This is a genomic window from Rubrivivax soli (assembly GCF_049810355.1).
Lineage (GTDB): Bacteria > Pseudomonadota > Gammaproteobacteria > Burkholderiales > Burkholderiaceae_C > Rubrivivax.
In genome coordinates, this window is the sequence record NZ_CP187368.1 from 4518534 (window position 1) to 4533434 (window position 14901).

At 71.8% G+C, this 14901-nt stretch carries 14 protein-coding genes; 13 read left to right on the forward strand and 1 reads right to left on the reverse strand.

Annotated features, from left to right (window positions below):
* The first annotated feature begins 28 nt into the window (after positions 1-28).
* The 5 genes from ACPOLB_RS20795 to ACPOLB_RS20815 all read left to right on the forward strand — a co-directional run bounded on the left by ACPOLB_RS20795 (position 29) and on the right by ACPOLB_RS20815 (position 4399).
* Positions 29-460, forward strand: a complete 432-nt coding sequence (locus ACPOLB_RS20795) for a universal stress protein (protein ID WP_425257946.1) — start codon at positions 29-31, stop codon at positions 458-460.
* 21 nt (positions 461-481) lie between these two features.
* Positions 482-2203: an ATP-dependent DNA ligase gene (locus ACPOLB_RS20800; RefSeq protein ID WP_425257947.1), complete on the forward strand. Its 1722-nt coding sequence runs from the start codon at positions 482-484 to the stop codon at positions 2201-2203.
* Between the two features lie 155 nt (positions 2204-2358).
* Complete coding sequence (locus ACPOLB_RS20805) at positions 2359-2517, forward strand: hypothetical protein (RefSeq protein ID WP_425257948.1); 159 nt, start codon at positions 2359-2361, stop codon at positions 2515-2517.
* Between the two features lie 122 nt (positions 2518-2639).
* Positions 2640-3764: a PAS domain S-box protein gene (locus tag ACPOLB_RS20810; protein ID WP_425257949.1), complete on the forward strand. Its 1125-nt coding sequence runs from the start codon at positions 2640-2642 to the stop codon at positions 3762-3764.
* On the forward strand, positions 3761-4399 hold the full coding sequence (locus tag ACPOLB_RS20815) for a response regulator (protein WP_425257950.1): 639 nt from the start codon (positions 3761-3763) through the stop codon (positions 4397-4399). The genes ACPOLB_RS20810 and ACPOLB_RS20815 overlap by 4 nt, the downstream gene beginning before the upstream one ends.
* 19 nt (positions 4400-4418) lie before the next feature.
* On the opposite strand, the gene ACPOLB_RS20820 is transcribed toward ACPOLB_RS20815, so the two are convergent.
* Positions 4419-6032 carry a response regulator gene (locus tag ACPOLB_RS20820; RefSeq protein ID WP_425257951.1) on the reverse strand — a complete coding sequence of 538 codons (1614 nt, stop codon included), beginning with the start codon at positions 6030-6032 and terminating at the stop codon, positions 4419-4421.
* Positions 6033-6268: 236 nt separating this feature from the next.
* On the opposite strand from ACPOLB_RS20820, the gene ACPOLB_RS20825 reads away from it, so the two are divergent.
* The 8 genes from ACPOLB_RS20825 (at position 6269) to ACPOLB_RS20860 (ending at position 14890) form a co-directional block, all read left to right on the forward strand.
* Complete coding sequence (locus tag ACPOLB_RS20825; RefSeq protein WP_425257952.1) at positions 6269-7657, forward strand: CmpA/NrtA family ABC transporter substrate-binding protein; 1389 nt, start codon at positions 6269-6271, stop codon at positions 7655-7657.
* Positions 7658-7660: 3 nt separating this feature from the next.
* Positions 7661-8554 (forward strand): nitrate ABC transporter permease, encoded by an 894-nt coding sequence (ntrB, locus tag ACPOLB_RS20830; protein WP_425257953.1) that lies wholly within the window; start codon positions 7661-7663, stop codon positions 8552-8554.
* A complete protein-coding gene (locus ACPOLB_RS20835) occupies positions 8544-9422 on the forward strand; it encodes an ABC transporter ATP-binding protein (RefSeq protein WP_425257954.1) in 879 nt (292 codons plus the stop codon). Before ntrB ends, ACPOLB_RS20835 begins: the two co-directional genes overlap by 11 nt.
* A complete protein-coding gene (cynS, locus tag ACPOLB_RS20840) occupies positions 9419-9862 on the forward strand; it encodes a cyanase (RefSeq protein WP_425257955.1) in 444 nt (147 codons plus the stop codon). The genes ACPOLB_RS20835 and cynS overlap by 4 nt, the downstream gene beginning before the upstream one ends.
* A 193-nt stretch (positions 9863-10055) precedes the next feature.
* On the forward strand, positions 10056-11132 hold the full coding sequence (locus tag ACPOLB_RS20845) for a TRAP transporter substrate-binding protein (RefSeq protein ID WP_425257956.1): 1077 nt from the start codon (positions 10056-10058) through the stop codon (positions 11130-11132).
* Positions 11129-11653: a TRAP transporter small permease subunit gene (locus tag ACPOLB_RS20850; protein ID WP_425257957.1), complete on the forward strand. Its 525-nt coding sequence runs from the start codon at positions 11129-11131 to the stop codon at positions 11651-11653. The genes ACPOLB_RS20845 and ACPOLB_RS20850 overlap by 4 nt, the downstream gene beginning before the upstream one ends.
* Entirely contained in the window at positions 11646-12971 is a 1326-nt protein-coding gene (locus ACPOLB_RS20855; RefSeq protein WP_425257958.1) for a TRAP transporter large permease, read from the forward strand. Before ACPOLB_RS20850 ends, ACPOLB_RS20855 begins: the two co-directional genes overlap by 8 nt.
* 128 nt (positions 12972-13099) lie before the next feature.
* On the forward strand, positions 13100-14890 hold the full coding sequence (locus tag ACPOLB_RS20860; protein ID WP_425257959.1) for a tetratricopeptide repeat protein: 1791 nt from the start codon (positions 13100-13102) through the stop codon (positions 14888-14890).
* Positions 14891-14901 lie beyond the last annotated feature (11 nt).

Below are 14901 nucleotides of genomic sequence, written 5' to 3' on the forward strand. Positions count from 1 at the left end.
CGTGACTCTCGGTCCCTTGGAGAAGACGATGAAGATCCTGCTGGCCATCGACGGCTCGCCGCTGTCGCTGTTCGCCGTGCACCATGCGCTGCGCCTGCGCCGCGCCGGCCTGGCGGCGCGCTACGTGCTGGTCAACGTGCAGGAGCCGCCGTCGCTGTACGAGGTGGTGGTGGCGCACGACCCCGAGCGCCTGGACGACGTGCGCCGCGCCGCCGGCGCCGACCTGCTGGCCACCGCCGAGGCCCTGCTGAAGGGGGCCAATGCCGAGTGGGAAAGCGAGGTCGCGGGCGGCGATCCGGGGCATGTCATCGTGGAGCTCGCCGAGAACTACCGCTGCGACGCCATCGTGCTGGGTGCCGGCCCGGAGGGCGCGCTGGGCAGCGTGGCGCAGTCGGTGCTGAAGCACAGCCCGGTGCCGGTGACGGTGGTGCGCGAGATCGAGGCCCCCGCCGCCGGCTGAACCCGGCTGCCGGCGCCGCCGATGCGTCACTTCGCCGCGCTGTTCCAGGCGCTGGACGCCAGCACCGCCACCAGCGCCAAGGTGGCGGCGCTGGTCGGCTACTTCCGTGCCGCCCCGCCGGCCGACGCCGCCTGGGCCGTGTACTTCCTGTGCGGCGGCAAGCCGCGCCAGGTGCTGCCCATGGCGCTGCTGCGGCAGCTGGCCTGCCAGCGCGCCGGCATCGACGACTGGCTGTTCGAGGCCTGCTACCAGGCGGTGGGCGACCTCGCCGAGACCATCGCCCACGTGCTGCCGGCGCCGGCCGCCTGCAGCGACCACGGGCTGGCGCACTGGGTCGAAGAGCGCCTGCTGCCGCTGCGCGGGCTGGCGCCCGAGGAGCAGCTGGCACGCACCGGCGCCGCGTTCGACGAGCTCGACACCGCCGGCCGCTTCCTGCTGGTCAAGCTGATCGGCGGCGGCTTCCGGGTCGGCGTCAGCAAGCTGCTGGTGCAGCGCGCGCTGGCCGAGGTGGCTGGGCTGGACCCGAAGCTCGTGGCGCAGCGGCTGATGGGCTACACCGACGGCCGCGCCACGCCCGGCGCCGCGCGCTACACGCAGCTGCTGGCGCCCGACACCGGCGCCGGCCCCGATGCCGGCCAGCCCTACCCGTTCTTCCTGGCGCACCCGCTGCAGGCCGGTCCGGCGACCCTGGGCGAGCCCGCGGGCTGGCTGGTGGAGTGGAAGTACGACGGCATCCGGGCGCAGCTGGTCAAGCGTGCCGGTCAGGTGTGGATCTGGTCGCGCGGCGAAGAGCTGGTGAGCGACCGTTTCCCGGAGATCGTGGCGCTGGCGCAGGCGCTGCCCGACGGCACCGTGCTCGACGGCGAGGTGCTGGTGTGGCCCGACGCCGACGCGCCGCCGCGCCCCTTCCAGCTGCTGCAGCAGCGCATCGCGCGCAAGACGCTGACGAAGAGGATCCTGGCCGAGGTGCCGGTGGTCTTCGTCGCCTACGACCTGCTGGAAGACGGCGGCATCGACCAGCGCGCGCAGCCCCAGCACCTGCGCCGCGCGCGGCTGCAGCAGCGGCTGGCCGGCAGCGCGCTGCGGCTGTCGCCGCTGGTGCAGGCGCCCGACTGGCCGGCCTATGCCGCGCTGCGCGCCACGGCGCGTGCCCGCGGTGTCGAAGGCTTCATGCTGAAGCAGCACGACGCCACCTACGGCAGCGGCCGCACGAAGAGCGACGGCACCTGGTGGAAGTGGAAGATCGAGCCGCTGACGGTGGACGCCGTGCTCGTCTACGCGCAGGCCGGCCACGGCCGACGCGCCAGCGTCTACACCGACTACACCTTCGCGGTGTGGAACCGCGCGCCGGCCGATGCGGCCGAGGCGCAGGCGGTGCTGGAGGCCATCGCGCGGCGCGAGCCGGCACCGCCGCGCGACGCGCCTGCGCTGCAGCTGGTGCCGTTCGCCAAGGCCTATTCGGGGCTGACCGATGCCGAGTTCGCGGCCGTCGACAAGGTCATCCGCGCGCACACGCTGGAGAAGTTCGGCCCCGTGCGCAGCGTGCGGCCGACGCTGGTGTTCGAGCTCGGCTTCGAAGGCGTGCAGGCGAGCCCGCGGCACAAGAGCGGCATCGCGGTGCGCTTCCCGCGCATGCTGCGCGTGCGCCACGACAAGCCGCTGCACGAGGCCGACACGCTGACCACGCTGCGGGCGCTGATGGGGGGCCCGGCACCGGCGTCAGGCGCCGACGACCCCGCCTGACGCCGCGCCGCCGGCGCGCGCGCCGCGCAGCCTGTGCCGGGCGGCTGCACGTCTGTCGCCTGCTGCCGCGCTTCGTCGCAAGGCGCGTGCATGCGCGGGCCGCGCTGCCTAGAGTTCACTCCATCGCAACGCCGCCACCGCACCAGGAGCCCACCATGCAAGCCACCCAGCACCGCCTCGCCGCCCTCGCCCTGTCGGCCTTCTTCACGCTGACCATGCTGGTCGGCGTCGACCAGATCGCCACCGCCGAGCCGCCCGCCGCGCTGCTGGCGCAGACCGCCCCGGCCCACGCCGCGGCACCCGCGAACAGCTGACCCGCCGCCGCCCCGCGGCGTGTGCATCCAGGCCCCGCTCCGGCGGGGCCTGGTCGTTTCCGGGTCGACCTGCCGCGGTCCGTGGTCCCCGGCGCCTGGCACGCGCTTTGCGCCGGCTGCGCATGCTGCCCGCCACCGCCGACCGCCTGACCCTGCTGCTGGAAAGCACCGGCGACGGCATCTTCGGCATCGACATGGACGGTTGCTGCACCTTCATCAACCGTGCCGCCGCCCAAACCCTGGGCTTCAGCACCGACATGGTGCTCGGGCGCAACATGCACGCGCTGATCCACTACGCGCATGGCGACGGCCGCCACTACCCCGAGTGCGACTGCCCGATCTTCAATGCCTTCCGCCAGGGCCTGCCCTGCCGCATCGACGACGAGGTGCTCTGGCGCGCCGACGGCAGCAGCTTCCCTGCCGAGTACTCCAGCTACCCGATCCTGGAGCACGGCCAGGTGCGCGGCGCGGTCGTCACCTTCGTCGACATCAGCCAGCGCAAGCAGGCCGAGGCGCTGCTCAAGCGCACCAACGACGCGCTCGAGCAGCGCGTGGCCGAACGCACGCAGCAGCTGCGCGAGCTGGCCAACCACCTGGAGACGGTGCGCGAGAGCGAGCGCAAGCGCATCGCGCGCGAGATCCACGACGAACTGGGCTCGCTGCTGGTGGCGCTGAAGATGGACACGCACTGGCTCGGCCGGCGCCTGGTGGAGCGCCCCGAGCTGGTGGCCAAGTGCCAGGGCATGGGGCGCCTGATCGACACCGCGGTGGACAACGTCGGCCGCATCATCACCGACCTGCGGCCCAGCATCCTCGACCACCAGGGCCTGTGGGCGGCGCTCGAATGGCAGGCGCAGGAGTTCATCGACGCCAGCGCCGGCGAGATCGACGCCACGCTGCAGCTGCACGTGGCCGCCGGCGTGGACGCGCCCGACGGCGGGCTGGCGATCGCGGTGTTCCGCATCTTCCAGGAGATGCTGAGCAACGTGGCCCGGCACGCACGGGCGCGCAGCGTGCGCATGCGCATCCACGTCGACGACCCGCCCGACCCGGTGCTGTACCTCGAGGTGCGCGACGACGGCGTCGGCGCCGCGGCCGCGGCGCTGGCCGACCCGCAGAGCTTCGGCGTCATCGGCATGCGCGAACGCGCCGGCCACTTCGGTGGCCGGCTGACGATCGACAGTGCGCCCGGGCAGGGCACGCGGGCGCGGCTGGTGCTGCCGCTGGCGGGGGCAGGGGCGCCATGACGGTGCGCGTGCTGATCTGCGACGACCACGCCATCGTGCGCCAGGGCATCCGGCAGATCCTGGCCGATGCCACCGACATCGCGCTGGCCGGCGAAGCCGCCAACGGCCCCGACGCACTGGCGCGGGCGCGCGAAGGCGGCATCGATGTCGTGCTGCTCGACATCGCGATGCCGCAGCGCGACGGGCTGGACATCCTGCGCCAGCTCAAGAGCGAACTGCCGCGGCTGCCGGTGCTGATGCTGTCGACCTATCCCGACCGCCAGTACGCCGTGCGCAGCCTGAAGCTGGGCGCCGCCGGCTACCTGCACAAGAGCGCCGACGCCGAGCAGCTGACCGAGGCCATCCGCAAGGTGGCGGCCGGGCAGCTGTTCATCACGCCGGCGGTGGCCGAGCTGCTGGCTGCGGCGCTGGTGCAGCCGGCGGCCGACGACAAGCCGCTGCACGAGACGCTGTCGCACCGCGAGTTCCAGGTCTTCCGCCTGCTGAGCCAGGGGCGCAGCGTCGGCGAGATCGCGCAGGCGCTGGTGCTGGCGCCCAATACCGTCAGCACCTACCGCGCGCGCATCCTGGACAAGACCGGCGTGCGCAACGACGTGGAACTGGCGCTGTACGCGGTGCGGCACGCGCTCCTGTAGCGCGTGCGCGCACCGCGTCTCAGACCGCAGAGGGCGCGGCCACGCCGGCGTGCAGCGCGATCTGCGCCAGCAGGTCGTCGTCGGCGTAGGGCTTGCCCATCAGTGCGGTGACGCCGGCCTCGGCGGCCGCCTCGCGCAGGCGGTCGTCGGCCGAGGTGATCATGATGATGGGCAGCGTGGCCGTGCGCGGCTGGCTGCGCACGGCACGCGTGAGCGCGAAGCCGTCCATGCCGGGCATCTCGACGTCGGTGATCAGCAGCTGCGGCAGCTCGGTGTCGAACTGGCGCAGCGCGTCGGCGCCGTCTTCGGCCAGCGCCACGCGGTAGCCCTGCCGCGCGAGCAGGCGGCTGGTCTTCACGCGCACGACCTTGGAGTCGTCGGCGACCATCACCAGCGTCTGCTCGGGGCTGCGCGCGGCGGCCACCGTGGCCGCCGGCGGCACGGGCGCCGCCGCTGCTGCGGCGGCAGCAGCGGCGCGTTCCTGCGCCGCCTGTTCCTGGGCCGCGCGTTCCCGGGCGGCCTGTTCATGCGCTGCACGCTCCGCTGCCGCATGCTCCTGCGCCGCACGCAGCGCGGCGGCACGTTCGGCCGCCGCCAGCTCGGCCGCTGCGCGCGCAGCGGCGGCACGGGCCGCGGCGTCGCGGGCCTCGGCCTCGCGGGCCGCGGCGGCGTGCTCGGCGGCCTCGCGCGCGGCGGCCTGGCGCTCGACCTCGAGGCGCGCCTGCTCGGCACGGGCAGCGGCTTCGGCGCGCTCCTGCGCCTCGGCTTGGTCGCGCGCTGCCTGTTCCGCGCGGTCGCGGGCGGCGCGCTCGGCACGTTCGGCACGTTCGCGGGCCTCCTGCTCGGCGCGGTCGCGGGCCGCCTGTTCGGCGCGTGCCTGCGCCTGCTGTTCCGCCGCCGCGCGCGCGGCCTGCTCCAGCGCGGCCCGCTCGCGCGCCGCCTGCTCGCGCGCGGCCTGCGCCGCCGCCTGCTCGGCCTGCGCACGTGCGGCCGCTGCCGCCAGCGCGGCCGCACGATCGGCGGCCAGGCGCTGGGCATCGGCGATGGCCGCGGCCTCGGCGGCTTCGGCGGCGGCCCGCTCGGCTTCTTCGGCGGCCCGGCGCTCGGCCGCCAGGCGCAGCGCCACCGCGCGGCGCTCGGCCACCGCGGCAGCGTCGGCGCGCCGGCGCTCGACCCGCGTCGGCGGGGCATCGAACGAGATGCCGGGGGCACCGTCGGCCGGTGTCGCGGCGGGCGGTGCCACCGGCGGCGGCTGCGTCGCCGCGGCTTCGGCGGCGGCGTAGGCCGCCAGCAGCGCGGCTTCCTCGGCCGCCTGCTCGGCGGCGCCGGCGGCGTCGGCCACCGGCAGCACCTCGTCCAGCGTCGGGGCCTGCGACACCTGGGCGGGCGTCGGTGCCGGAGCCGGCGCCTGGCTGGGCGTCGGGTCGCGCAGCAGCACCTCGTGCGGCAGCGTGTCGTCGCTGGCACGGGTGGTCAGCGCGGCAGTGCTCAGCTGCGCGGTGCTGCTGCGCTCGCGGTCACGGCGCCAGCGCGCGGGCCACAGGCGCGTGCCGACGCGCGGGCGTCCCGCCAGCGTCCACACCAGGCCGGCCACCAGGGCCAGCAGCACCAACCCCAAGCCCAGGTCTTCCATGCCGTACGCACCTTTCTTGCGCCGCGCGAGCATAGCGCCCGGTCGTGGCGGCGCACTCCGGTGCAGCGCCAACTTGGGCACACCGGCGGCGTTGCTTGCAAGCTGTTGCGCAACCGCCGGCCCCGTCGTGCCGGCGATGTAGTGCCGGCCCTACACGAAGTGCCCGCTGGCCTCGATATTGCGATGGCGCCTGCGTCCCTAGCATCTGTCCAGACCCAGCCGGAGCCCCCAAAGCCATGCGCGACACCCCGAGCGACCCGTACGACGCCGACCGCCCGCTGCTGATGCGCTGCACCTGCGGCGCCCACGCCTCCGACGCCGAGCACGCCGCCGCCGAACTGCGCGCGCGCAGCGAGACCGCCGACTTCGAGGCCACGTCGCGCGCCTTCATCGAGGCCAGCCTCGTGAAGGCGCTGTTCCCGCACGACGCGCTGCGCCGGCGCCTCCTGCGCGCGGTGGGCAGCAACACGGCGCGGGCGGCGATCGCCAGCGTGCTCCCGATCGCGCCGCTGCAGGCCATGGCGCAGGCCGGCGGCGCGCTGGAGAAGAAGGACCTGAAGATCGGCTTCATCCCCATCACCTGCGCGACGCCGCTGATCATGGCGCACCCGCTGGGCTTCTATTCCAAGCAGGGGCTGAACGTCGAGGTCGTGAAGACCGCAGGCTGGGCGCTGATCCGCGACAAGATGCTCAACAAGGAGTACGACGCCACGCACTTCCTGAGTCCGATGCCGCTGGCCATCAGCCTGGGCGTGGGCAGCACCGCGGTGCCGATGAACGTGGCCACGATCCAGAACACCAACGGCCAGGCCATCACGCTGTCGGTGAAGCACAAGGACAAGCGCGATCCGAAGGACTGGAAGGGCTTCAAGTTCGCCGTGCCCTTCGAGTACAGCATGCACAACTTCCTGCTGCGCTACTACGTGGCCGAGGCAGGGCTGGACCCGGATCGCGACATCCAGATCCGTGTCGTGCCGCCGCCGGAGATGGTGGCCAACCTGCGTGCCGGCAACATCGACGGCTTTCTCGGCCCCGACCCGTTCAACCAGCGCGCGGTGTTCGAGGAGGTGGGTTTCCTGCACCTGCTGACGCGCGACCTCTGGAACGGCCACCCCTGCTGCGCCTTCGGCACCAGCGCCGAGTTCATCCAGAAGAACCCCAACACCTTCGCGGCGCTGTACCGTGCGGTGCTGACCGCCGCGGCGATGGCACGCAAGGCCGAGAACCGCGAGCTGATCGCCAAGGTCATCAGCCCGCAGGCGTACTTGAACCAGCCCGAGACCGTCGTGGCGCAGGTGCTCACCGGCAAGTTCGCCGACGGGCTGGGCAACGTGAAGAACGTGCCCGACCGCGCCGACTTCGACCCCATCCCGTGGCAGAGCATGGCGGTGTGGATGCTGACGCAGATGAAGCGCTGGGGCTACGTGAAGGGCGACGTGAACTACAAGCAGATCGCCGAGAAGGTGTTCCTGCTGACCGACGCCACGCGGCAGATGAAGGCGCTGGACATGGCGGCACCCGACCCGAAGAAGGGCGCCTACCCGCGCTTCACGGTGATGGGCAAGGTCTTCGACCCCGAGAAGGCGGAGGCCTACACGCAGAGCTTCGCCATCAAGCGCGGCTGAGCCATGCGCCACTCGCTGGGCCTCCGTGCCGGTCTGCTGTCGGTGCTGCTGCTGGCCTGCCTGCTGGCGGTGTGGCACGTCGCCACGCTGCAGCCGGCGCCGGTGGCCGCCGCGCCGGCGGCGGCACTGACGCCGGAGCAGATCGAATACGCCAAGCTGATGGGCAAGGACCCGGGCACGGCCACGGCCGCGGGCAGCGCCGCGCCGCCGCCCAAGTCGGGTTTCCCGACCCTGGCGCAGATGGGCGCGGTGATCGTGAAGAACCTGCAGCAGCCCTTCTACGACAACGGGCCCAACGACAAGGGCCTGGGCCTGCAGCTGGCGTATTCGCTGGGCCGCGTGGCCCTGGGCTTCGCGCTGGCGGCGCTCGTCGCCATTCCGCTGGGCTTCCTGATCGGCATGAGCCCGCTGGCCTACCGCGCGCTGGATCCGTTCATCCAGGTGCTGAAACCCATCTCGCCGCTGGCGTGGATGCCGCTGGCGCTGTACACGATCCAGGACTCGGCAGCCAGCGGCATCTTCGTCATCTTCATCTGCTCGCTGTGGCCGATGCTGATCAACACCGCGTTCGGCGTCGCCGGCGTGCGCCGCGAGTGGCTCAACGTGGCGCGCACGCTGGAAGTGCGGCCGCTGCGCCGCGCCTTCGAGGTCATCCTGCCTGCCGCCGCGCCGACCATCCTGACCGGCATGCGCATCAGCATGGGCATCGCGTGGCTGGTCATCGTCGCCGCCGAGATGCTGGTGGGCGGCACCGGCATCGGCTACTTCGTGTGGAACGAGTGGAACAACCTGTCGCTGCCCAACGTGATCCTCGCGATCCTGGTCATCGGCGTCGTCGGCATGCTGCTCGACCTGCTGTTCGCCCGCGCGCAGAAGGCGGTGACGTATGCGGACTGACTTCTTGAAGGTCGAGGGGCTCGAGAAGCGCTACGGCGACAGCGTCGTCTTCGACCACGTCAACTTCGGCATCGCGCAGGGCGAGTTCGTCTGCATCATCGGCCACAGCGGCTGCGGCAAGACCACCATCCTGAACGTGCTCGCGGGCCTGGAAGCCGCCAGCGGCGGCCACGTCTTCATGGACGGTCGCGAGGTCGCCGGCCCCAGCCTGGACCGCGGCGTCGTGTTCCAGGGCCACGCGCTGATGCCCTGGCTCAGCGTGCGCCGCAACATCGCCTTCGCGGTGCGCAGCAAGTGGCCCGCCTGGTCGGCGGCGCAGGTCGACGAACACGTGCAGAAGTACGTGGAGCTGGTCGGACTCGGTGCCGCCATCGACAAGAAGCCGCAGGCGCTCAGCGGCGGCATGAAGCAGCGCGTGGGCATCGCGCGCGCGTTCGCGATCCAGCCGCGCATGCTGCTGCTCGACGAGCCCTTCGGCGCGCTGGACGCGCTGACGCGCGGCACGATCCAGGACGAGCTGCTGCGCATCTGCGCCGAGACGCACCAGAGCGTGTTCATGATCACGCACGACGTGGACGAGGCGATCCTGCTCGCCGACCGCATCCTGCTGATGAGCAACGGGCCGCAGGCGCGCGTGGCCGAGATCGTGAAGAACACGATGCCGCGCGACCGCCAGCGCGCCACGCTGCACCACGAGCCGCAGTACTACCGCATCCGCAACCACCTGGTCGACTTCCTGGTGGCGCGTTCCAAGGACCTCTCGCACGGCCGCGCGCCGGCCGTGCCGCTGGAGGTCAGCCCCGGCCTCGACCCCGAGCCGCCGGCCGCCCCCCTGCCCACCATCCCACCGCTGAGGAGAATCGCATGAGCCGTCTGGACGTCACCGAGAAGATCATCACCGCCAAGGTCGCGCGCGGCCTGAAGTGGGCCGACGTCGCCGCCCGCGTCGGGCAGAGCAAGGAGTGGGTCACCGCCGCGTGCCTGGGCCAGATGACGCTGACCGACGAGCAGGCGAGCGTGGTCGCCGAGATCTTCGGCCTCGGCGCCGACGACAAGAAGTGGCTGATGGTCGTGCCCTACAAGGGCAGCCTGCCGACCAGCGTGCCCACCGACCCGCTGATCTACCGCTTCTACGAACTGGTCAGCGTCTACGGCACCACGTTCAAGGAACTGATCCACGAGGAGTTCGGCGACGGGATCATGAGCGCCATCGACTTCAAGATGGACCTGCAGCGCGAGGCCGACCCCAAGGGCGACCGCGTGAGCATCACGATGAGCGGCAAGTTCCTCCCCTACAAGACTTATTGACCCCCCCCCCCGTAGCGCCTTCGGCCCGCAGGCCGGCAAGCATGCCGGCCTGCCTTCGTCCGGCGCAGGACGGTCCGCAGGGACCGTCCCACGTCCGGACTCAGCCCCCCCAGGGGGGCGCCGCTGGCGGGCCGGCGGAGCCGGACCCGCGGCGGCTGCTTGGTTTCCTTCATCACCTCACCAGGAGTTGTTCATGTCCGGTCGTCGTCATGTCTTGAAAGCGGGTCTTGCGGGGGCGCTGGCCGTGCCTGCGGTGGCGCACGCGCAGCAGAGCTTCAACTGGAAGATGACCTCGGCCTATCCGAAGGGCTCGCCGTTCTACATGGACGGCCCGGGCTCGGCCACCGACCTCGCCCGGCGCATCGCCGACATGTCGGGCGGGCGGCTGAAGATCCAGGTCTTCGGCGCCGGTGAACTGGTGCCGGCCTTCGAGGGCTTCGACGCCGTGCGTGCCGGCACCGTGGAGATGAACCACGCCAACAGCTACTTCTGGACCGGCAAGACCGCGGCGGCGCAGTACTTCACCGCCGTGCCTTTCGGCATGAACTTCCAGGGCATGAACGGCTGGCTGTACGACGGCGGCGGCATCGACCTGTGGAACGAGGTCTACGCCCCGTTCGGCATGGTCGCCATGCCGTGCGGCAACACCGGCGTGCAGATGTCGGGCTGGTTCAAGAAGGAGATCAAGACCGTCGCCGACCTCAAGGGCCTGAAGATGCGCATCCCCGGCCTGGCCGGCAAGGTCTACGCCAGCCTGGGCGTGGACGTGAAGGTGCTGCCGGGCGGCGAGATCTTCCCGGCGCTGGAGCGCGGCGTCATCGACGCGGCCGAATTCGTCGGCCCGTTCCAGGACCGCCGCCTGGGCCTGCAGAAGGCGGCCAAGTACTACTACACCACCGGCTGGCACGAGAGCGCCACCGTCTCCGAACTGCTGATCAACAAGGCCGCTTGGGCGAAGCTGCCGAAGGACCTGCAGGCCATCGTCGAGAACGCCGCCGCGGCCTGCAACGTCATCAGCGAGGGCTGGTGCCAGAAGGCCAACTCCGAGGCGATGGAAGACCTGGTGAAGAACCAGGGCGTGATCGCCCGGCCGCTGCCCGATGCGGTGATCGCCGCGCTGCGTGCCGAGACCACCAAGGTGCTGGCCGAGGCCGTGGCCAAGGATCCGCTGACGAAGAAGGTGCACGACTCCTACATGGCCTTCAAGGCCAAGTTCGACCGCTGGAGCGAGGTCAGCGAGGAGCACTACCACCTCAAGGTCCGCGGTTGAGCACCACCGGCCCGCGCGCGCTGCGGCTGGTCGAGGCCGGCATCGACGCGTTGGGCAGGCTGACGCTGCTGCTGACGCTGGCGATGATCGGCCTCGTCGCCACCAACGTGCTGCTGCGCTACGCCTTCAGCCTCGGCTCGGTGTGGTCGCAGGAACTGGAATGGCACCTGCTGGCGGCCATCATCCTGCTGGGCATGAGCCACGCGCTGCAGCGCGGCGAGAACGTGCGCGTGGACCTGTTCTACGCCGGCTTCGGGCCGCGGCTGAAGTTCGCGGTGGACCTGATCTCGCACGGCTTGCTGCTGCTGATCGCGCTGCTGTTCGTGAAGCTGTCGTGGGCCTACGTGCTGCAGTCCTACGCCATCGGCGAGACCTCGGCCGACCCCGGCGGCATCCCGATGCGCTGGGCCGTGAAGGGCCTGATCCCGCTGGGCTACAGCCTGCTCGCGCTGCAGACACTGGCGGCGATGGCGCGCACCGTGCTGGTCGAACGCCAGCGCCGGGAGGCCGCGCGTGCTTGAGCCGCAGACCTATGCCGTGCTCATGCTGGTGGGCTTCCTGGCCCTGCTGATGCTGGGCGTGCCGGTGGCCACCACGCTGGCCACGGTGGGCTTCGTGTTCGGCTACCTGGGTTTCGGCGACGCGCTGTTCAACCTGCTGCCGGCGCGTGTCTACGGCGTCGTCGCCGGCACGCAGTGGATGGCGATCCCGCTGTTCGTGTTCATGGGCGTGATGCTGGAGAAGTCGCGCCTGGCCGACGACCTGCTCGACGTGATGGGCCACCTCGCCGGCAGCGTGCGCGGCGGCATGGGTGTGGGCATCATCCTGTTCGGCGTGTTGATGGGCGCCACCACCGGCATCGTCGGCGCCACCATCGTCACGCTGGGCCTGCTGACGCTGCCGACGCTGATCCGCCGCGGCTACGACAAGCGCATCGCCTGCGGCGCCATCTGCGCCTCGGGCACGCTGGGGCAGATCATCCCGCCGAGCCTGATCCTGATCCTGCTGTCCGACATCATGCAGCTGTCGGTGGGCACGCTGTTCGCCGCCGCGGTCGGCCCGGGGCTGCTGCTGGCGGCGGTGTACATCGTCTTCCTGCTGCTGCTGGGCTGGTGGAAGCCGCAGTGGATGCCGCCGTTGCCGCAGGCCGAGCGCGACGCCGTGAGCCGGCGCGAACTGTGGCTGCGGCTGTGGAAGGTGGTGGTGCCGCCGGTGCTGCTGGTGGTGGCGGTGCTGGGCAGCATCGTCGGCGGTGTCGCCGCACCCACCGAGGCGGCCTCGATGGGCGCCGTGGGCGCGGTGCTGATCACGCTGGGTGCCGGGCGCCTGCGGTGGCCCGTGCTGCGCGCGGTGGCGCTGGAGACGGCCAAGATCACCGCCATCATGATGTTCATCCTGATGATGGCGCAGGTGTTCGCGCTGGCCTTCCGCGGCCTGGACGGCGAACACCTGATCGTGCGCCTGTTCGACTGGCTGCCCGGCGGCGTCAACAGCGACATCTGGTTCATGATGGCGCTGATCTTCGTGCTCGGCTTCTTCATCGAGTGGATCGAGATCAGCTACATCGCCGTGCCGCTGTTCCTGCCGGTGCTGGTGGCGCAGGGCGTCGACCCGGTCTGGCTGGCGATGCTGATCACGGTGAACCTGCAGTCCTCGTTCCTGACGCCGCCCTTCGGCTGGGCGCTGTTCTACCTGAAGGGCGTGGCGCCGCCCGAGGTGCGCATCCAGGACATCTACGCGGGCGTGCTGCCCTTCATCGTGCTGCAGGGCGCGACGCTGGCGCTGGTGTTCTTCTACCCGCAGATCGCGCTGTGGCTGCCGAAGGCGATCGGCTGGTGAGCCGGGGGGCCGGCAGGCAGGCCGGCCCGCTGTAGCGACAAATCAGGGGCGGAAACCGCCCTTTTCTTCGCCGGCAGGCGGCAGGGGCAGTCCCTAGCATCGGCTGATCCTCGCCTTGAAGGAGCCGCATGGACTCCGTGACCGCTGCCGCCACCGACCCCGACACGCTGCTGAGCCTGACCGCGCTGATGGAGCGCGCCGCTGCGCTGCAGGCCGCGGGGCAGGCTGCGGCCGCCGCCGACCTGTACGGGCGCTGGATCGCCGCGTCGGCCTCGCCGGTGCGCCACGTGGCCTGCTTCAACTGGGGCACGCTGCTGTCGGCGCTGGGCCGCGACCCCGAGGCCGAGGCCGCGTACCTGCAGGCGCTGCAGGTGCAGCCACGTTTCGCGCCGGCGCGGCTGAACCTGGGCCACCTGCACGAACGCCGCAAGGAGGTCGACGCGGCGCTGGCGCAGTGGGCGCAGGCGTTCGACGACGCCGACACGCTGGACCACCGCCTGCACGCGCTGAATAACAGCGCGCGGCTGCTGGAGGCGCAGCGCCGCTTCCCCGAGGCCGAGGCGCAGATGCGCCGCAGCCTGGAGCTCAAGCCCGACCAGTTCGACGTCATCCAGCACCACGTGCACGTGCGCCAGAAGCAGTGCGCCTGGCCGCTGTACGCGCCGGTGGGCGACGTCACGCCGAACCAGCTGCTGCTGGGCACCTCGCCGCTGGCGATGATGAACGTCAGCGACGACCCCGCGCTGCAGCTGCTGGCGGCGCAGCGTTTCGCCTACGAGCGCGTGCCGCGTGCCGCCGCCGTGCCGCTGCACACGCAGGGCCCGGCACGCAGCGGCCGCATCAAGATCGGCTACCTCTCGGGCGACCTGCACCTGCACGCCGTGGGCCTGCTGACACCCGAGCTGTTCGAGTTGCACGACCGCAGCCGCTTCGAGGTCTGGGCCTTCTGCTGGACGCCGGAGTCGGACACGCCGCAGCGCCAGCGCATCCTGAAGGCCATGGACCACCACGTGCGCCTGGCCGGCGTCGACGACCAGACCGCGGCGCGGCTGATCGCGCAGGCCGGCATCGACGTGCTGGTGGACCTGCAGGGCCTGACCAGCGGCGCGCGCCCGGCCATCCTGGGCCAGCGCCCGGCGCCGGTGCAGGTGAGCTACCTGGGCCTGCCGGGCACGTCCGCACTGCCCGGCGTGGACTGGATCCTGGCCGACGACTTCGCGATGCCCGCGGCGCTCGAGCCCTACTGCACCGAGCGCCCGATCCGCCTGCCGCACTGCTACCAGGTCAGCGACCGCCAGCGCGCCGTGGCGCCCACCCCCACGCGGGCGCAGTGCGGGCTGCCCGAGGACCGCTTCGTCTACTGCTCGTTCAACAACAACCACAAGTTCACGTTCGAGGTCTTCACGGCCTGGATGCGCATCCTGCAGCAGGTGCCCGACAGCGTGCTGTGGCTGCTGGCCGACAACGACACCGCGCGCGAGAACATGCTGCGCCAGGCCGACGCACACGGCATCGCCCGCGAGCGGCTCGTCTTCGCGCCGCGCGTGGCGCCGCCCGAGTACCTGGCGCGCTTCGCCTGTGCCGACCTGGTGCTCGACACCTTCCCGTACAACGCCGGCACCACCGCCAGCGACGCGCTGTGGATGGGCACGCCCATCCTCACGCGCAGCGGCCGCAGCTACATCAGCCGCATGGCCGGCAGCCTGCTCACGGCGGTCGGCCTGCCCGACCTGATCACCGAGACCCTGCCCGCCTACGAGAAGCTGGCAGTGGACCTGGGCCGCACGCCGGCCCGGGTGGCGTCGTACAAGCGCTACCTGGCCGAACACGGGCGCCAGTCGCCGCTGTTCGACCTGCCGCTGCTGGTGCGCGACATCGAAGACGCGTTCGAGCGCCTGGCGCTGCAGCACCGGCGCTGACGCCACCCCAC